We start from the raw sequence: 18,806 nt of genomic DNA, 5'->3' as shown, positions 1-18,806 counted from the left end.
CCCTGGTAACAATCCGATTAGGCTCAACCCTAGTAATAGAGGTCCTCCACTTCGGGGAACCCATCCTGAATACGTTTTCAAGTGAATCCTTTCCTATAGCCATTCAGTTCACCTCAGAGATCTACAGTTTTATGGTCGCCCTTCTCGGCTCCACACAGCATGCCAGCCTCATTGAGACTATCCTGACGCCGCTGGCCCTCTGAGGCCCCACATTCACCAGGGAACCAAGGGCTGTTGTGGATCCCCCAAGACCCAGGGGTCCTGTCCCAGTACTGTTAAGGGATTCTGTAATGTAATCCTCAATTTCAGATTGCTCATCAAGGCTTCCAGTGGCCATTGCCCTGAGCATAAGGCTTGTGGCCTCAAAATGAGTCCTCCCGATACCTATAACAGGTATGCACGGGGTGCATCCAAGTAACGGGACCTCTGTTTTCATCCATGTCAGAACTTCCTCAAATACTTTTCTATAGCTGTGCCTGTGAAAAACCCTTCTGGTCCTTGCCCTTATCTCGGGGCCGCCCCCAAGAAGGAGAACATGGATCCTGACCTCGTCTCCCGGGACTGAATCAACAAGGAATGGTGCTGGCGGAAGTTTTGAAGGGTCACTGTAGAGGCCCCTGCTCTGCTCTATCCTCTCAATCTCATCACCACGCACCGCCATGGGTCTTCCTGGAAGTTTAAGGAGGCCCTCAGCAATACCCCTCCTTATGAGGTTGAAGAATCCCCCCGGGAGGAAGGCGTCTTCACCCACCTCAACGATGACGTGTGGTATTCCAGTGTCATCACAGAGGGGTCTGCCGCTTTCTTCGGCTATCCTGGCATTTTTAATGAGAAGTTCAATGATCCATGCGGCCTTTTCATCCTCTTCCAACTCAAGGGCCCGCTTATATGCCCGCATAACATCCGGTGGTGTGGTTGTACCTGCCCTTACGAGCGCATCCCTCACCCGTGCTGCTATATCCAATCTACCTTCCCCCCACAGGCACCGCAAGGTCCTTCCCGGATGAGAAAACCGCTTCGGGGTAGTAACGCTCTATCATGTCCCTCACAAGTACAACCTGCCTTATCCTCTCACGGGCCTGTGACTCTGTTGTGTCCCATCCATGATGTCCAGCCACAGATCCTCCTGTTTTGAGGTAAACCGGAGATGCGTACCTTATGATATCAGGGACCTCGTAGTGCCTTATGAATCCACCGGATGACTTGGGGTTCTCTGTGTGGACATCGATTGAAATGTCAATGGCATTCCTTATTGCTGCAAGCATGGGTATCTGGAGGTCCCTCACAGGGTTGAGGGAATCGGCGCCTACATCCTGAAGGAGCCGTGCTGATGCAGGGTTACCGTGCCCGCAGTGGGCTGAGACCTTGAAGTGGAGGTCCGCCGGCAGTTCACCGTCGCCGCGCATCCTCCCTAGAACCCAGAGGAGTCCCTCGTCGTAGACCACTATGCCCCTCACACCGAGTTCAGCCGCCCTCCTCACATCCTCAACCGCATATACCAGGTTGTCGTATCCCCTGAGCCTGTAACCTATCCTTGAACCCTCGGGGGTCCTTGCAGATGCGCTTGTATCATAGGTTGCCCTGGGCCCAACACTCAGGAAGAGTTCTATGCCGGCTTCACGGGCCAGTTCAGCCATCTCCTCAATCTCACCGTCGGTGAGGAGCATTATACCCTTTGTCTGGGTTACCCTGTGGACCCTGACGTCATGTTCTTCCATGGCATCCAGGAGGGCCCTCATGGCCCCCGGCCTCTGTATCCCGGGGACCTCAAAACGGTACTGTCCACCATCACTGAATCTCTTCTCTGATTCACCTTCGGGGACTCCTATTCCAATTCTATCAAGGTATCTGCGGGTTTTTTCCAAACTTTTCACCTCCAGTTTTTAGTTATACCCTTTAATCAGTAGCCCAGATGAGTTTTCTGAGCATTTTTCAATCAAACCAGTATCAAGCAAGAGCTCCGCCCAATGTATCAATCAAGGACCTCAGAGATCACCTCTGAAATATTCTCTGACCATGCCTCCCTCAGGATATCCAGGTTATCTGTCCTGTAACCAGGGTTCAGGAGTTTGAACTTCTCAAGTATGTCCTCCCAGGTGTAGGGGTCCTCTGGCTCCCCTGATGGGAGTTCTCTGAAGGCCGTGTGGACACTGCCATCCCTGAGTCTCACTCTGACACGTGCAGGTCTCCTGTTCTTCATCCCCTGCATCTCTGGATCCACCACTATCCTGATCTTTGATGCCGTCTCCCTGACATCAGAGGCCATTTCAAGGTCTTCAACCCTGAGATCCCCTTTCTCGAAGATTATGGCCAGTGAAACAGGCAAACTCTGCCTCACCGCCTCAACAGTTTTCGGGGAATAGTTGTCGTGTTCTGCTGCAACCTCATAGGTCTCCACTAGTACCTCAGCTATCTCTGATGCAGAGAATCTGGTCATTCCAAGTATTTCAAGGGCGCAGTCAAGGGCGGAGTGGAGGTGCCTGCAGACAGGGTACCTCTTGAGGTAAACGTCTACTATGTGGAATACGCCAGTTTCAGGTATCCCTGATGGGGGCTGGCACATTGCATTGAGGAATCCCTCCTTTCCCTCAATTATGGACTCTGCCCCTGTGAAGCCCTCCGATGCAAGCTTTGCAGATATAAGCCCTGACTGGGCCGCCCTCCCGGCGTGCAGGTGTTTGCCCATTGACCCTGCATGGTCTGATTCAAGGAGTCCCGCCGCCTGGGTTCCCGCGAGTCCCAGTGCATTGACTGTCTCATCAAAGTCAAGGCCCATTACACTGGCCGCGGCTGCGGCGGCCCCGAACGTGCCACAGGTACCTGTGGTGTGGAAGCCCCTCTTCCTGTGGCTGGGGTTTGCAAGGAGCCCCATGAAGATGGCCACCTCATATCCTGCCACAACCCCTGCTATGAACTCCCTGAATTCTGCATCCAGGGCCTCTGCAGCTGAGAGGGCCGCGGGGATTACGCATGCTCCGGGATGCAGCTGGGCCCCCCTGTGGCCGTCATCAAGGTCAAGGTTATGGGCGAATATGCCATTGAGGAGAGCTGCCCTTTCATCAGAGCCCCTTCCATGGCCTATGACCGTTGAATTTCCCTCGCCGATATCCAGTGCCCTGAGTGCCGTAATGCCGCTCCTTTCCCCTGAACCCCTGAGTGCGACGCCCAGAAAGTCCAGAAGGCATATCTCTGCCCTTTCAATGATCTCAGGGGAGAGGTCCCTGTATGAGAGTGATGATACAAATTCTGCAAGCTTTCCTGTCATCATTGATGCTACTATGTTGCCTTTAAATATAACAGTGATTGTTATAAAGTTTCCCATTTTTTATTAATTCAGAGGGATAAAAGCCGCCAGAAATTCCCATCCTCTACCTAACCCGACCAGAAGGGTAACAGCCGCCAGAAATTCCCATCCTCACAAGCTGCTTTGAGAGGTGTCTTCTGGCGCAGGTGGGGACCTCATAATAGCCCTCCCTCAGTGGCCTCTCAAGTACCCTCTTAACCTTTCTGGAATTTCTTACCCTCCACCCGCATGATGGACACTTGAACCCCTTATTCCGGCCTGCGGATTTCATGCGCCTGCCACAGGTACAGAGGGGGTTTTCCTCCACATAGAGCTCGGTGGCCCTCTCAAGGTGTATCTTTTCAATGTTCAGTGTCCCCTGGGCCCCAATACCCCCATATACGGTTACCCTGTCCCCTGGTATGAGTTCAAGGATCACCTTCCTGAAGTCCTTTGTTGGTTCATAGGCACCGCACTCGATTTTGCCGGAATCATCGCCAAGGGTGAAGAACACGTGGCCACCCTCAATCACCCTTGGCCTGTCAAGCACCTCACCGCTGACCCGGTAGCAGCCGAATGTCTCCATATCAGCTATGCTGTCTGCATCCTGTATGTGCTGGTCTGTGTGCTGGTTTGTCTCGAAGATGCAGAACCTCTCTATCTCCTCAGAGACACGAACCATCTCCATGGCCCTCAGGAGAACCCCAGGGGATTCACCTCGTATACCATAGAGTATCGGGCAGGGCGTATGTGGCTCTATTGCAATGTAGTCATCATCAATGTTGTCAAAGGTCTCGCTGCCTGTTTCAGCGTCCATTATCCTCACAGATTCCGGGTCTATCTGGCGTGTTTTACCGTAGTTTTCAGGGACCCTGTAGGTGAGAAGTTCATATGTCCTGTCCTCAAGGGGGCAGCCGATGGCTGCAAGGGCCCCTATAATTCCCCTGCCCTTTTTGAAGCTGTGAACCTCTGCCCCCACCTCCTCCGCAACCCTCATGGCGTCTTCAATTTTGAGTATTCTTCTTATGGCTGATATGGCAAATTCCCTCATGGAATCTGTGATCTCACCTGTGTAGAAGACCACCCCGGGGTTTGTCCTCTCATTATCAAGCTCCGCGAGTTCCTCCACACTGTGAATGACGATATCTCTGATATCAGCTATTTCATCCTCTGATTCTGCCCTCACGGTGAATGCAACTGCACCGTTACCCCGGGTCTTGTGGGGTGCGAAGGGGTTCAGTCTTATGAGCCGCGGGTAACCCTCAGTGGTGAAACCGCAACTTTTAAGTTCATGGATTATAAAGCATGATATATAGGTTGTGCACATCCCATCGGGGGAATCGGTATCATCTATACCCACATGAATTCTGTACATTAAATCACCCGGTGATCCAGTTGGATAAATCTGTTAAAAGGGAAGATGTATTAAGGGAGATACATGAACTTCTTACCAGCAACGGATTTGAAACATCCCACATATATGAGAGGAGCTGCTTTGATCTCATGGCCAGGAGGAAGCTCCTTCTACTTCTGCTTAAGGTCCTTGTGAACATTGATGGTATAAATAGTTTGCAGGCCCATGAGATAAAAACCCTTGCACACACGTTCCTTGCATCACCACTCCTCATTGGTATAAGGTCAAAGACAGAGTACCTTGAGGAGGATGTTGTCTATGAGAGGCACGGCATCCCGGTCGTTGCCCCTGAGACCTTCAGAAACATGGTGGTTGATGGTGAGTACCCTGAGGTGATAGCTGACCGTGGCGGTTACTATGTGCAGATAGACGGGAGAACCCTCAGAATGGTACGCGAGGAATACAACCTCTCACTCAAGGACCTTGCAGACCTGGCCCACGTATCACGCAAGACCATCTACAAGTATGAGAATGGACTTGCAAGGGCATCACCTGAAACAGCCATGAAACTCGAGGAGATACTAAACATAAGGATAACCCTCTCAATTGACATCCTAAGTGTGCCTGAGAGGGATGAAGTTGAAATAAAACCAAAGGGAAGGCTGGGTGATATTGGCTTCGGGATGATTGAAACCCAGAGGACCCCCTTTGATGCCGTTGCAAAGGAACTTAAATTTGAGAGTACAGTCATAACGGACCTTGAGAAGGGGAGGGATTCAAGGACCCTCCGGAGGATGGCTGTGCCACTGCGGGACCTGTCACTTGTAAGTGGCTCAGAATCTGTTTTTATCATTGATAACCCCCGCATAAGTGAGAACCTAGAGGGTGTCCCTGTGATCAAGAGCTGGGAGATAGGTGAAATGGAGAGCAGCAGGGACTTCCTGAAGGTGATAGCTGAAAGGAAGACCTGCAGCTGAACCCTACTATCATCAGCTTTCAGTAGTAATCCCATACAGTGACCTTCCAGTCCCTGATCTCGCTTGCATAAACCGCGATGCAGTATTCGCCCGGGCTCCCCTCAACCTCAAGGGTCCTCTTTTTCCTTGCAGGTGACTCGGTGGCACCCCAGTCCACGGTGTCACTGGCCACAGTGTATCCGTCCCTGAGGACATCCACGGTGATGCTGTTCACATCGTAATTCACCAGGGGAGTCGCTGAGAAGACAACGCGTAGCCTGTTGCCCCTGATGTTAACATAGCGGTAATCCGATCCTGACCCCGTGAATGTCATGACCCTGTGCCAGCTGGGACCTGAGGACCCCCCACCTTCTGTATCGCCGGTGATGGTCACATTGTAGTACTGATCCCCATCATGGGGTGACTTGAGGAACATCCCTGAGATAAAGCCCAGGGCCCCTATGAGAATAAAACAGATTACAACAAGCACCTTTGTCGCAGTGTCCATAACCACACCCCATTATACACTGATTAGATGGAGTCATTCATGAACAACGAAAGGTATCCTTTAACATGTTAATGTTAGAACATTAACTTCTATTTTACGCTTTCATCCCTGTAGAAAGCATTAAATATGGTGATGGGTGGTGTGGAGATCAGTGCAACCATTCATCCAGTGCGAAATGAATGACATCATAAGAGACCATATCATAACCTGAAGAGTTCCCCGAATGTCTCCTTCACTTCAGGAACAGATGCCGCGCCCACAGTGACCATGTCAACGTAGTCAGCACCCTCAAGGAATTTAAAGGCCTCCCTGGGCGATAGTATTCCCGCTGCAAGTACCTTCTCGGCAACAACAACCTTCCCAAGTTCAAGGAGCAGATCCCGGAGTTCAGCCCGTTCCTCCTCAAGGAAAACCGGGAAATCCATCATATAACCCAGACTGTTGAGTGGCATCATGTAAAGCTGGAAGTTATCAACCCCCTCCTCAATGAGCCGCCTGGTGGTGGCCCCAGGCATTGTGGTTATGAGGCCAGATGGAACATCAATATCATCAAGGATCTCAGCCACCTCACCGGCTGGCAGGAGATCCGTGTAGTGCTCATCAAGAAGAACAGCACCGACACCAAGATCCATGAGGGTCCCGAGGTCATCCTCAAGGTGCCCTTCCCGAAGTGTGCCCATTAGTCTGAAACCGCACCCGGCATCAACTGCCATTTCAAGGGCCTCAAGCACAGGACCCTCAGGGATGATCTGGAAGCCCCTCACACCCACATCATATGCCCCTATGAGCACCTCCGCAATGTTTTCAGGCCTCCTTTTGAGGTCCATCTCATACAGCCTTGAGCGGTGCCCAAAGTAGGGTGCCGCGGTGAATGGTGCGCTCCCCAGGAATGCCTCAGGGAGCTCAACTCCATCAACAGTAACTGAACCAGTGAACATCACATCTTCCTCCATGACACCAATAATTATAATATACCCTACCTCTATAGATTCCTCTATCATTCTATAAGATCTTCATTGTGATAAGTGTGGTGAAATTATGCCAGAGATGAAAGTGCTTATTGCTGATTCCATCAATGAAAAGGGAATATCTGAACTTGAAGAGGTGGCGGAGGTTGTGGTTAACACAACCATAACACCCGAGGAGCTCCTTGAGGCCATAAAGGACTTCGATGCCATAGTTGTCAGGAGCCGAACCAAGGTCACAAGGGAGGTCATAGAGGCAGCCCCCCGCCTCAAGATAATCGCAAGGGCGGGTGTGGGCGTTGACAACGTGGATGTTAAGGCCGCCACAGAGAGGGGTATAATGGTCATAAACGCACCAGAGTCAACATCCATAACAGTTGCCGAGCATTCAATAGGCCTCATGCTGGCCCTTGCAAGGAAGATCTCCCTTGCAGATAAATCCGTCAAGGAGGGTAAATGGGAAAAGAACAGATTCATGGGTATAGAGCTCAACGGCAAAACCCTCGGTATAATCGGTATGGGTCGTATAGGTTCACAGGTTGTTGTGAGGACAAAGGCCTTCGGCATGGACATACTGGTATATGACCCCTACATAAGCAGGGACGCCGCCGAGGAGATGGGTGTGACCGTCACCGACCTTGAAACACTCCTAAGGGAATCCGACATTGTAACCATACACGTACCCCTCACCCCTGAGACAAGGCACCTCATATCAGAGGATGAATTCAAACTGATGAAGGAAACCGCATTCATAGTTAACTGTGCCCGTGGAGGGATAATCGACGAGGAAGCCCTCTACAGGGCCCTCAAGGATGGTGAAATAGCAGGGGCTGCCCTTGACGTATTCGAGGAGGAGCCCCCTGAGGGCAGTCCATTACTTGAACTTGAAAACGTTGTCCTCACGCCACATATCGGTGCCTCAACAGCTGAGGCCCAGAGGGACGCTGCAATAATAGTTGCAAATGAGATAAAAACAGTCTTCCAGGGGGGTTCACCCAGGAACGTCCTTAACATGCCAGTGATGGACCAGGAAACCTACAAGTCCCTCAGACCCTACACCGAGATCGCAGAGAAACTGGGCAGCATCATCACACAGGCCCTCCCAGGTAACATAGAGAAACTGGATGTCACCTACTGCGGTGAACTTGCAGATATGCAGTTCGATATCCTCACAAGGACCATGCTGCAGGCCATCCTCAACCCCATACTCACAGAACCAGTGAACCTCATAAATGCGCCGGCAATCGCAAAGAAGAGGGGTATAATGGTTACAGAGGCCCGCAGGTCAGAGGCTGATGGCTACAGATCCATCATAATGGTAAGGGCTGTCTCTGACAGGGGCGAGTTCAGCGTGGAGGCCACCCATATCAAGGAGCCCACGATAATCGGTATCAATGGCTACAGGGTGGATGTGAAGCCAGAGGGGACAATGATAATAGCACGCTACAGGGACCTCCCCGGTACCATAGGTGCCATTGGCACCAAGCTGGGCGAGCACCAGATAAACATAGCCACCATGCAGGTGGGAAGGAAGGAGATCGGTGGCGAGGCCGTCATGGTCCTCAAGGTTGACCAGAGTGTCCCTGCTGAGGTCATAGATGAGGTCAAGAAACTTGAGAACGTGGACGATGCTGTTGCAATAGAAATATAAGTCTACCAGATTAGACCAACAATCTCCCACAAAAAACAACCCTTTATTTTAAACTGGACCCAACAATCTCCCACAAAAAAACAAAACAACCCTTAAACAATCTCAAACTCCAAAGGCACCCCCTGCCTTGTATAGGCTGCAATCGTTTCCATACTATATGGGTATGCTATTATCATATGGAAAAGGCCATTCTTTGAGAAGAACTGCATATCAGCACCTGATGGTAAATTGCTGGGACCAGGATGGGAGTGCACCGATCCCACAGTACCTGTAAATGGTGGGAGCATCAGGACATCCATAACAGCACCCTCATCAGAGGTCCTTGATGGCAGAAATATAAGGCCGGTGATGTGAAGGACATCCTCCTCCTGTTTTCCCTCAAGGAGTGCCACAAATTCATGGGGATGTGACCTTCTTGCGATCTCCAGGGCCTCCTCAATGACGTCGGAATCGACCAGCACCCTCCTTACCGGTTTTACACCCATAAAATCAAGTATCCTTTCAATTAAACCCATTCTATCAGGCACTCTCTGATCCATTGTGTTCCTTCAAGCCCTGGAGACCGTCAAAGAATTCCCCTGTGAAGAGGGGAAGTTCCATGTCAACCTTCACCCTCATCCTCAGCGCCGAGACCTCCCTCTCAGTTATGGGATTGTAGCCCCTGACCTTCACCGGAGTCCTGTAGACCCCGATACCCCTTCGCTGCCAGGCAGGCACCTCTGAGATGTTCAAACCCCTCTCAAAGAGCAGTTCATGCAGGGAATCCGATTTCATCCCATTAAGGGTTCTCGCGGCATCATCTCTATCCATTTCACCCCTCAGTGTCCAGTACGCATAGCTGTTGAGGCAGTTCCTCCAGGCCTCATCCTGCCTTGACCTGAAGTACTCCCAGACCAACTCCCTGCCCAGAGGTATAACCCTGCAGTCAAAGGAAACAGGTTTATCAAGTGATAAACCCCTTTTTATGGCCCCAAGTGTGAATGATGATGATGTAAAAGCCGGGAAAACCGAGTCGAGCTTCTCAACCCTTCCCGAGAATGGAACAGAATCAAGGAGTACATTGATCTCATCAGAGAAAGTGTATATGAATGATGGGCTGAATTCATCCATGAGCTCAAGGCATGCTGAAACCATGATGTCACGGAAGACATCATCATAGGGCCTCCTAAACCCTGCCTTTGCTGTTAGTCTGTGAAAGCCCCTCCCATCAAGCCTCAGTATTATGCTGGAGGACGGTGGTACCCTGAGGTTTGAGTATATTTCATGTTCCCGCATCATACCATCAGGTTCCAATGTGCATGTTCTCACTGAGAGATTTAAGGAGTCTTATGGCGGAATATGCAGCCATCACACTTGTCTTGGGGTTTATGGAGCATCTGACATTTTCTGTTATTGTCTTGAACTCCCCGAAGTCCCCCTTAACGGTAACCTCATGGACATTACGGTCAACTGCCGGGTCCGCTATTATTTCAACATCAATATCCCGTCCACAGGCAAGACTGAGGGCTGCAGCCACATTTATGTTGAGTGGGAACCTCTTAACGGCCTCTGATGCCTTCCCAGTGTAGAGGACCTTCTTCTCATCCATGCTGATACCCAGGGACCTTGGGGGTTTCCTTGTGACAAGTTTAACCGACTCTATACTACCCATTGATGCTGCCTTCAGGCCATCGAGACCCACTATGGCCCCTGAGGGTACATGTATCCGGGCATTATTCTCTGAGGCCTTCTTCTCAAGCACACTCCTCAACTCAGGGTCCATGAGGGCACCGACACTCATAACGACGACGTCCCTACCGGCCTCAAGTATCCCAGGGACCAGTTCCCTTACAGCCTCAGGTGATGCTGCCTCCACCACAAGGTCAACGTGGGGGAGCATATCGGCAACATCAAGGACCGCGGTCCCATCAACCATGGATGCCAGGTTCTCTGCCCTCTCAAGGTCCCTGTCATAGAAGAAACCCAGTTCAACGGGTACCTTGCCATCCCTCACGAAACCAGTTATAAGGTTGGCTATTGCGCCACAGCCCACTATACCCACGATCATATCATCACACAGAAGAAATCAGGATTCAAGGGGGTTTACCTTTTTCTCCGCTGAAACATCAGGAGATATTATGAGTATATCTCCGACCGCCTGGACACGTTCATAGTTTATATCGATGATGCCCTCCTCCTGTATGGGTCTTATCTCATCTGATTCAGGGACTATCCTTATGCTGGTCTTGAGGACATCCTTTATACCCACATTCTTCTTATCATGTCTCATTGGACGGACCTTCAGTGTTGAGACACGTCCCTTCTTGATGTTGAGGACAACGTCCTGAACCCTTCCAACGTACTTACCCCTTGAGGTGTATATTTCAAGTCCATATAGACTGGATAATTCAACCATTTTTCCACCACCGGACAGTTAAAGATGTAGCGCTGCTGCATAACCCTACTGTTGGTTAATATTATTGTTTATAGCTTAAATAGTTATAGGGAAATAACAGATAAATGCAGTGGCAGGAAGAGAAAGGCTGTTACTGGAATTAAAAATGATTCTGGATTGTGATTGAAATGTGGGACACCAGTAAGGATTACAGGCTCATGGTTGCAGTTAAGGCAGTTGACCTCTTCAGGAGGGCCCTGGAGGCAGGGGGTTTCAGGGGTCAGTGGAAGAAGAAGCCCGCCATCCAGGCCGCCTCTGAGATCGAAAGGACACTGCAGAGCCTCATATATTCATACCTTGAACCTGAGGACCTTGCAGCAAGTTCAGAGATGATGGGTATTGAGGAAAAACTCAAGGAGATAGTTGATGCCCTGGGAGGTGATGACTGGAGCCGTAAATTCCTTGATGAGGCCTCAAGGGATGAGAGGGAGAGGGTCGAGGAGAACATAGCAAAGGTGAAGTTCTTCATGAACACCATTGGAAACCTGAGGGGTCGGCTGATGCTTGGAAAGATATCAGACCCTGTTATTGGAGTTGATATAGTTGCAGGTGAGGTCATGAGTGTTGGGGGGCACCCGTCTGCAGATAAACTTCAGATCTGCAATGTTAACGTAGGAAAGAGATCCATAAAGGTAGTTACAAATGACCCTGATGTAAGGGAGAATGACAGGGTGGCCGTGGCCCTTTTACCACCCCAGAACTTCATGGGTGTTGTGAGTGAGGGGATGTTCCTTGGTGCTGATGGTGTTCTGAGGGACGTTGAAGGAAAGCCTGGGGAGATGCCCCGGGGGATACCCCTCGAAGCGCTCAATGAGACAAGGAATCTCGTAGAGGATTTTCTAACTGGTTAACCCCTCCAGGGCTCCCTGAGAATCGCCCTGCACACCTCATGGCTGCAGCTTCCGCAGTCCCTTGGCAGACTGCAGCCTGCTTTCCTCAGACGGTCCTCAAGCTTCAATTCTGATAGGGGGTAGTAGCCAGAATAATCAACCCTTTCAAGCCCCTCTGCCCTGCACTTCTCCACAAGTTTCTCCATCAGTTTTCTGTCGGGTCCCCTGTGGTAGTAGAGGAGGAAGTTCGGTCTGAAACCTATGAGGCGGTAGGGAATCTCTGGATTTATCTCTGCAATGAATGATGCTATCTCCCCTATCTCATGGTGGTTTATTCCAGGTATCACGACCGTCCTGAAAACCCTTACCTTTTCAGGAAATTTCTCTGCAAGGTAGGCTGCGTTTCGGAGCACAGGACCCACGGGCGCCCCTGTCAGGTTTCTGTGTAGTTCATCTGAAAGGGCCTTTATCTCAAAACTGAAGAGCGATGTGAACCTTATGATGCGCTTTAAAGTCTCAGGTGTCTGGAATCCATTTGTTGCCATTATGACATCAACATCGCATTCACCTTTTATTTCATTCAGCACCTTTTCGATGTAGGGTGTGTGTATTGAGGGTTCACCTCCAGTGAAGCTCAGATTTGATATGCCCTCTGATTCAAGTTCCCTGAGGACCTCCTCTGCCAGATCTTCAGGTTTCACATGACCCCTGTAAACCCACCCTGAGTCAGGGTACTGTGATATCCTGTAGGCATTGCAGTAGGCACACCTGAAGGGGCATGAAAGGAGGGTTACTGAGTAACTTTTCAGGACATCCGTAATTGATGTGTAGGCTATCTCAGTCTTCGCTGCCCCACAGACGCCCCTCTCACCTGCGGAACGGTTCGCCCTGCACCTCCATTCGCATAGACTGCATTTTCTGAGTCCTTCCATAAAGAACAGTATATTGAAACATGTTAATAGATTTTCCCAAAAAACTGTAAATAATCAATTACTAATCAAAAACTAATGGGCAAATTTAATTAATTAAGATTGTCAATTTAATAGGTTCAAATAATTCTCAGTTATCCATATCAAATTTGACTGATGAAATTTTTTCAAATAAAAAATTAGGACATGAAAAAACTCTATTTCATGAATAATGTCATTAAGAATCCGAATGGAGTATCCATATAACGAAATCCTCTGGAATCCCTAGTTAAAGGATACTGTTAGATAGAATACATACTAGCCGAAAAGAAGCAATTTCAATCACATTTTGGAGTCAGAGGATACTTTTAGATAGAATACAGACATATCATTCGCCCTTTAGAACTATAAGCTTGGTCCGAGTCATATCCCTTATGGCGTACTTAACGCCCTCCTTACCCATTCCACTGCACTTGAAGCCGCCAAATGGCATGTGGTCCACCCTGAAGGTTGACTGTTTGTTCACAAGAACCGTACCTGCCTCGATCTCAGACGCCATCCTCAGGGCGGTTCCTATGTTCTCAGTGAAAACCCCTGCCTGAAGTGCATAGCATGTGCCATTCGCAATCCTTACGGCCTCATCAGCATCATCAAACCTTATAATCGGGGACACCGGCCCGAAGGTTTCCTCTGCAACGACCTCCATCTCAGGACGCACATGGTCAAGGACGGTGGGCTCAACAAAGTTGCCTCTCCTTGACCCTCCATGGAGGAGCTCGGCACCCCCCTCAACGGCATCCAAAATTCTCCTTTCAACCTCAATGGCCGCCTCCTCATTTATAAGTGGCCCTATATCAGTCTCAGGGTCAACTGGATCCCCCGCCCTTAACCTGCGGGTCTTATCCACAAGTTTATCTGCAAATTCATCAGCCACATCTTTATGGACTATCATCCTCTTAACCGCGATGCAGACCTGTCCAGAGTAGAGATAGGAACCCCTCACCGCGGCCTCAACTGCAGAGTCAATGTCTGCGTCATCCATGACAATGAGGGGATCGTTGCCCCCCAGTTCAAGTGTGACCTTCTTCATTGAGGCCCTGCTGGATATGTATCTTCCAACCTCCACACTGCCTGTGAATGTTATCTTATCCACGATGGGGCTATCTATTATAACATCACCCACCTCCCTGCCCCTCCCTGTTACAGCATTAACAGCCCCCGGCGGGAAGTGCTCATTAAGTATCTCACAGAGTCTAAGTGCAGAGAGTGGTGCCTCAAGTGAAGGTTTGAGAACCGTGGTGTTACCTGCTGCCAGTGCCGGTCCAACCTTGTGGATGGCGAGATTCAGTGGATAATTGAATGGGGTTATTGCAGCCACAACACCAATGGGAAGCCTTACAGTGAATCCAATAAGCCCCTTCCCACCAATACCTGCATCCATGGGTATTGATTCCCCATAGAGCCTTCCTGCCTCCTCTGCACATAGACGTGCGGTTTCAACTGACCTTTTAACCTCATCACGTGAGAACCTTATGGGTTTACCTGACTCCAGGGTTATGATCCTTGCAAGACCATCCATCTCTGCCCGGAGCTCATCAGCAACATCATGGAGGCTCTCAGAGATGCGCCTCGCAGAAAGATCAGACATGGAACCTTTTGCACGGTGGGCCGCCTCAAGAGCCCTTAAAACATCATCCTTACCTGCAAGGGGTACAGTATCAACTTCCTCGCCGTTGAAGGGGTTCCTGACACTGAAACGGTTATCTCCCCCCACGTTCTCGCCATCAATGATCATGTCCATATGACCACCTTAAAATTAGAACTTGTTCTTGAGCCCTTTAATTGAGTTGGTGACGTTCTGAACATCAGAGTTCATTGCAGTCTGAGATGACCTCACATAGTTGCGGTACCATACCACAGCGAAGGTCACAATGACTATTATACCACCAAATACAAGTATCAGCTCGGCTGACCCCTGACCTGAATCATCAGCGATTAAACCCCCAGACAAAACCTTAACCTCCTATGGTGCCATGCTTCCAACAAGGCTCAGTCCAAATTTTCCTATAACATAGAATATCGAGTAGGCCACGATTGAGAGTGGCACAGAGAACTTAACACCCTTCCTTGCACTCCCATACATTATGATTCCAATCAGCAGCCCTGCAATTATAGAGTGTATTATGATGTAACCTGAGGCGGCAATCTGGGCTGCGCCAAGGATTGGGTTGGGTTTCCCCACAGACTCCATGAACCCTGAGTAGACCATTATCATTCCAAGGGCGAATGGTGCCGCGATTATGGCGGCGACAATAAGGAACATCACTGACATCATAACATTGGCCTTCCTCTCCCTCTTGAGTGCTAGAACCGCCCTGAGATCCTCTGCAACTGTCTCGATTACATCTGAAAGGCTTCCACCAGCCCTTCTACCCTCAAGGATCATCCTGAAGGTCCTGTCAAGGTTCTGGGATTTGAGCCTTTCGCTCATGGAGAGGATGGCGTCATCGAATGTCCGCCCGATTTTTATTTCAATAACCGCCCTCTTGAGTTCATCGTAAAGTGGCCCCTCCCCCTGTTTGGATACGTCCTCCAGGGCCGATTCAAGGCCAACCCCTGCCCTCAGCAGTGATGCTATCTGTCTGAGGAAGTCAGGGGTTGACTGTTCAATGGCATCAACACGCCTCTCCATCATTACAAAGATGTAGGCCCCAAGGAGAATAGATGGCATGAAAAATCCAACAACGACTGCAAGGATAACATTCAAACCCGCTACTGCGGCTACAACAGATCCAAGAACAGCAAAGAGAGCCCCTGCAAGGAATGCTAGGGTTATTATCTCCGATGCCTTTACATAAAGTCCCGTCCTTATGAGTGTCTCCTGCACCCTGAGGAGCAGTTTATCAGGTAATATGCTCTCCAGGGCTTCACTCACAGGTTTCAATGCTGCCGGTAATACTGCCATCTGCACACCACTTTAAGTCTTGCTGTTACTAATTATTTACGGACTATTATTTATACTATGTTCATGACGACCCGCTTTTACTTTGATTTAAAGCCAATTTATAAATGTTCATGACAACTTGCCTCAGGTGATCCTCTTTTCACTGGCATCTGAGCTGACGGAACAGGTTGCAGTTCATGACAGCCTCACCTCAGGTGATCCGGGAGGCGGTTCATTACCCCATCCCCCACCACCAGCATGTCCTCAACCCTCACACCGAATTCCCCGGTAAGATATACCCCCGGTTCAATGGTGAGGACCATTCCCTTAGCGAGAACCGTTTTATCGTCGGCTGAAAGTGAGGGCTTCTCATGGACCTCGAGTCCAACACCATGACCGCTTGAGTGTATAAAGTTATCAGCGTATCCATATTCCTCTATAACATTTCTCACTGCACTGTCAACTTCACATGCCCTCACACCAGGTTTTGCTGCCCTTAGACCCTCCCTTTTGGCTTCAATTACCACCTCAAGGATCTCATGTTCCCTTTCACTCTCCACGAAGGTCCGGGTGGTATCAGAGTGGTAGCCGCCATAAACAGCGCCCCAGTCAACCAGTGCGGGGGAGCCCAGCCCGTTGGAAGTGGGTACCGCATGGGGTATGCTTGACCTTGAGGCCGATGTTACGATGGTATCGAATGAGACTCCCTCTGAACCTTCAAGCCGCATGATGTAGTCCAGTCTGGCGGCTATCTCAGATTCACTGCCACGGAATTCAAGTTTCTTAAATGATTCCTCGGCAATTTTAAGGGCTGCATCTATCCTTCTTATCTCCTCCCTGTCCTTAACCATCCTAAGCTCTGCGATGGGATCCATCACCTGAAAGTCCCTCCCCAGACCGATTCTCTCAATGAGACCCACTGGCATGGAGGGTTCAACCGCGATGCTCCTTAGTTCAACCCTATCAGAGACATCAGATACCCTCTTAAAGACCTCAACATGAATCCCGCATCCCTCTGCTGACTCGGCGTCCATCTCATTTACAAAGAGGACCGGTTCATCACTCAGGAACAGGAAGGCCACGACCGTTGGCATGAATCCCGTGAGGTAGTATATGTTCTCCCTTTTTGTTATGAGTACCCCGTCAGCTTTACCAGAGATAACTTCAAGTGCCCCTTCAATCCTCTTCAAGCACATCACCCCAGCATTCCCCAACAGCTCTTCTCATGACCAGTTCAAGTTCATCCATAACCGCATCGGGTGCCCTGAACTCAATGGGTAGAGGTACGTGTCCAAAGTCAGGATCCCTGAAGACCTCCCCTCCAAATTTCACGGGTCTGCTGTAGCGGGGTATGAAGTGCCAGTGCACCTCAGGGTCCGGATTTTCGGACCTGAAAGCCGAATTTTTAAAGCAGCTCCAGTTGAAGAGGTCCGGTCTGAAAAGTTCGCCCACAGCGGATTCAAGCACCCTCACCACCACTGCAAATTCAACCCACTCATCGTTGTTGACTTCAGAGAGGTCCCTGCATTTCCTCCTAAGTGCCACCACACAGGTTGCGAGGTAGCGCTGGCTAGGTGCAAGGTAAACGATCCAGTGTTCCGTCTCCACAATTTCGCGACCATAGTAACCGTCAATTCCACAGTATTCACATACCGCCACATGATCACCACTAAAATCTATGGGCAAGGTAATACTCAAGGTTTATATTAATCATTACACCTAATTTATATGTATATGCAGCCCATGACCGGTATCTGCACAGGTGGTTAAGATGGGGGAGCTTCGGAAATTTGTGACAGCCGAATTTGTTTTTGGGAACGGAGCCAGGTCCCTTGCAGGAAGATACGCCTCGAACCTCGGGGCCAGCAGGGTTCTTCTTGTAACCGACCATGGTATAATGAAGACAGGTCTCGTGGATGATGTTACAGGGAGCCTCAATGATGAGGGCCTTGATTATGTTATATTCGATGATATAACACCAAACCCCCGCGACCACGAGGTCATGGAGGGTGCTGAGGTATTTGATGCAGAGGAATGCAATATGATAGTTGCCCTGGGCGGCGGAAGCCCCATTGACTGTGCAAAGGCCATGGGTGCTGTTGTATCCAACAGGATGGATGTGCTGGAGTTCGAGGGTGTTGACCGCATCCCGGTACCCTCTGTTCCAATAATATGTATTCCCACAACCGCCGGCACAGGTGCGGATGTATCCCAGTTTGCGATAATCATGGATACCCATAGGAGGGTTAAGATGGCCATCATAAGCAAGACAATGGTCCCGGATGCATCCCTCATAGACCCGGAAACCACGCTCACCATGGATGGGGAGCTGACAGCCGCAACAGGTATGGATGCACTCGCACATGCCATTGAGGCATACGTATCAAATGCAAGTTTTCACCTGACTGACCTCAACGCCCTCGACTCAATAGGTATCATAAACCGCGCCCTGCCCCGCGCCGTGCTTGAACCCGATAACATGGACCACCGTGAGGATATGATGCTTGCAAGCCTCGAGGCAGGCCTTGCATTTTCCAATGCAAGTCTGGGACTTGTGCATGCCATGGCCCATAGCCTCGGCGGTATGCTGGACATCCCCCATGGAGAGGCAAACGCCCTCCTCCTCGAATACGTTATTGAATTCAACTTCAAAGCCGCAAGGGAGAGGTACCTCAAAATCGCAGAAGCCATGGGCCTTGAGGGTTCAGGTCTGGATGAACTCAGGGACCATATAAGGGAATTCAGGAGGTCCCTGGGAATGGATATGACACTGGGGGACCTTGGTGTTGATGAGGATGATATATCATCCCTTGCAGAGACCTCAATGAGGGACCCCTGCATAGTTACAAACCCGGTCCGGCCAGAACGTGAGGATGTTGAGGAGATATTCCGGAGGGCCCTTTCCGGATCTTGAGGTGTGATGAAATGTCTGATAGGGACTGGGCAACTGACCAACCCAAGTTACCCGCGGAA

At 50.1% G+C, this 18,806-nt stretch carries 20 protein-coding genes; 4 read left to right on the top strand and 16 right to left on the bottom strand.

The window, feature by feature from the left end; all coding sequences use genetic code 11:
- Positions 1-121 precede the first annotated feature (121 nt).
- The 4 genes from L5462_RS03890 to L5462_RS03875 all read right to left on the bottom strand — a co-directional run bounded on the left by L5462_RS03890 (position 122) and on the right by L5462_RS03875 (position 4,658).
- Complete coding sequence (locus L5462_RS03890) at positions 122-964, bottom strand: fumarate hydratase (protein WP_237779474.1); 843 nt, start codon at positions 962-964, stop codon at positions 122-124.
- 1 nt (position 965) lies between these two features.
- Positions 966-1,865 (bottom strand): U32 family peptidase, encoded by a 900-nt coding sequence (locus L5462_RS03885; protein WP_237779473.1) that lies wholly within the window; start codon positions 1,863-1,865, stop codon positions 966-968.
- 107 nt (positions 1,866-1,972) lie between these two features.
- A complete protein-coding gene (locus L5462_RS03880; protein WP_237779472.1) occupies positions 1,973-3,268 on the bottom strand; it encodes an MmgE/PrpD family protein in 1,296 nt (431 codons plus the stop codon).
- Between the two features lie 100 nt (positions 3,269-3,368).
- Positions 3,369-4,658, bottom strand: coding sequence for a tRNA(Ile)(2)-agmatinylcytidine synthase (locus L5462_RS03875; RefSeq protein ID WP_237779471.1), 1,290 nt, complete (start codon positions 4,656-4,658; stop codon positions 3,369-3,371).
- Between the two features lie 20 nt (positions 4,659-4,678).
- On the opposite strand from L5462_RS03875, the gene L5462_RS03870 reads away from it, so the two are divergent.
- Positions 4,679-5,614, top strand: a complete 936-nt coding sequence (locus L5462_RS03870; RefSeq protein ID WP_237779470.1) for a transcriptional regulator — start codon at positions 4,679-4,681, stop codon at positions 5,612-5,614.
- A gap of 19 nt (positions 5,615-5,633) precedes the next feature.
- Here L5462_RS03870 and L5462_RS03865 read toward each other — a convergent pair whose 3' ends face one another.
- Together L5462_RS03865 and L5462_RS03860 are read right to left on the bottom strand one after the other, a co-directional pair.
- Positions 5,634-6,101: a hypothetical protein gene (locus tag L5462_RS03865; RefSeq protein ID WP_237779469.1), complete on the bottom strand. Its 468-nt coding sequence runs from the start codon at positions 6,099-6,101 to the stop codon at positions 5,634-5,636.
- Positions 6,102-6,301: 200 nt separating this feature from the next.
- On the bottom strand, positions 6,302-7,102 hold the full coding sequence (locus L5462_RS03860) for a hypothetical protein (protein ID WP_237779468.1): 801 nt from the start codon (positions 7,100-7,102) through the stop codon (positions 6,302-6,304).
- A gap of 46 nt (positions 7,103-7,148) precedes the next feature.
- On the opposite strand from L5462_RS03860, the gene serA reads away from it, so the two are divergent.
- Positions 7,149-8,717 carry a phosphoglycerate dehydrogenase gene (gene serA, locus L5462_RS03855; protein WP_237779509.1) on the top strand — a complete coding sequence of 523 codons (1,569 nt, stop codon included), beginning with the start codon at positions 7,149-7,151 and terminating at the stop codon, positions 8,715-8,717.
- A 92-nt stretch (positions 8,718-8,809) separates the two neighbouring features.
- Here the strand turns inward: serA and L5462_RS03850 are convergent, their stop codons facing one another.
- From L5462_RS03850 to L5462_RS03835, 4 genes are read right to left on the bottom strand one after another with little or no spacing between them, the layout of a single operon-like run.
- The gene (locus L5462_RS03850; RefSeq protein WP_237779467.1) at positions 8,810-9,256 is read right to left on the bottom strand and encodes a Mov34/MPN/PAD-1 family protein; all 447 of its coding nucleotides are present in this window, start codon (positions 9,254-9,256) and stop codon (positions 8,810-8,812) included.
- Positions 9,237-9,992, bottom strand: coding sequence for a tRNA(His) guanylyltransferase Thg1 family protein (locus tag L5462_RS03845; RefSeq protein WP_237779466.1), 756 nt, complete (start codon positions 9,990-9,992; stop codon positions 9,237-9,239). The genes L5462_RS03850 and L5462_RS03845 overlap by 20 nt, the downstream gene beginning before the upstream one ends.
- A gap of 7 nt (positions 9,993-9,999) precedes the next feature.
- The gene (locus L5462_RS03840) at positions 10,000-10,764 is read right to left on the bottom strand and encodes an aspartate dehydrogenase (protein WP_237779465.1); all 765 of its coding nucleotides are present in this window, start codon (positions 10,762-10,764) and stop codon (positions 10,000-10,002) included.
- An 18-nt stretch (positions 10,765-10,782) separates the two neighbouring features.
- The gene (locus L5462_RS03835; RefSeq protein WP_237779464.1) at positions 10,783-11,112 is read right to left on the bottom strand and encodes a PRC-barrel domain-containing protein; all 330 of its coding nucleotides are present in this window, start codon (positions 11,110-11,112) and stop codon (positions 10,783-10,785) included.
- Between the two features lie 167 nt (positions 11,113-11,279).
- Between L5462_RS03835 and L5462_RS03830 the strand changes: the two genes are divergently transcribed.
- Positions 11,280-12,002 (top strand): tRNA-binding protein, encoded by a 723-nt coding sequence (locus L5462_RS03830; protein WP_237779508.1) that lies wholly within the window; start codon positions 11,280-11,282, stop codon positions 12,000-12,002.
- Here the strand turns inward: L5462_RS03830 and L5462_RS03825 are convergent.
- The 6 genes from L5462_RS03825 to L5462_RS03800 form a co-directional block, all read right to left on the bottom strand.
- Entirely contained in the window at positions 11,999-12,913 is a 915-nt protein-coding gene (locus L5462_RS03825; RefSeq protein ID WP_237779463.1) for a radical SAM protein, read from the bottom strand. The genes L5462_RS03830 and L5462_RS03825 overlap by 4 nt on opposite strands.
- Before the next feature lie 364 nt (positions 12,914-13,277).
- Positions 13,278-14,690: a lactaldehyde dehydrogenase gene (locus tag L5462_RS03820; protein ID WP_237779462.1), complete on the bottom strand. Its 1,413-nt coding sequence runs from the start codon at positions 14,688-14,690 to the stop codon at positions 13,278-13,280.
- A gap of 15 nt (positions 14,691-14,705) precedes the next feature.
- The gene (locus L5462_RS03815) at positions 14,706-14,900 is read right to left on the bottom strand and encodes a class III signal peptide-containing protein (protein WP_013296163.1); all 195 of its coding nucleotides are present in this window, start codon (positions 14,898-14,900) and stop codon (positions 14,706-14,708) included.
- Positions 14,901-14,912: 12 nt separating this feature from the next.
- Positions 14,913-15,854 (bottom strand): type II secretion system F family protein, encoded by a 942-nt coding sequence (locus tag L5462_RS03810; protein ID WP_237779461.1) that lies wholly within the window; start codon positions 15,852-15,854, stop codon positions 14,913-14,915.
- Positions 15,855-16,039: 185 nt separating this feature from the next.
- Positions 16,040-17,029 carry a Xaa-Pro peptidase family protein gene (locus L5462_RS03805; protein ID WP_237779460.1) on the bottom strand — a complete coding sequence of 330 codons (990 nt, stop codon included), beginning with the start codon at positions 17,027-17,029 and terminating at the stop codon, positions 16,040-16,042.
- Positions 17,010-17,492, bottom strand: coding sequence for an HIT family protein (locus L5462_RS03800; RefSeq protein ID WP_237779459.1), 483 nt, complete (start codon positions 17,490-17,492; stop codon positions 17,010-17,012). The genes L5462_RS03805 and L5462_RS03800 overlap by 20 nt, the downstream gene beginning before the upstream one ends.
- A 112-nt stretch (positions 17,493-17,604) precedes the next feature.
- On the opposite strand from L5462_RS03800, the gene ercA reads away from it, so the two are divergent.
- Complete coding sequence (gene ercA / locus L5462_RS03795; protein WP_237779458.1) at positions 17,605-18,747, top strand: alcohol dehydrogenase-like regulatory protein ErcA; 1,143 nt, start codon at positions 17,605-17,607, stop codon at positions 18,745-18,747.
- Positions 18,748-18,806: the final 59 nt, after the last annotated feature.

The organism is Methanothermobacter sp. K4 (assembly GCF_022014235.1).
Classification (GTDB): domain Archaea; phylum Methanobacteriota; class Methanobacteria; order Methanobacteriales; family Methanothermobacteraceae; genus Methanothermobacter.
The sequence above is the reverse complement of the archived record's forward strand: the minus strand, read 5'-3'. Positions and strand labels throughout refer to the sequence as shown.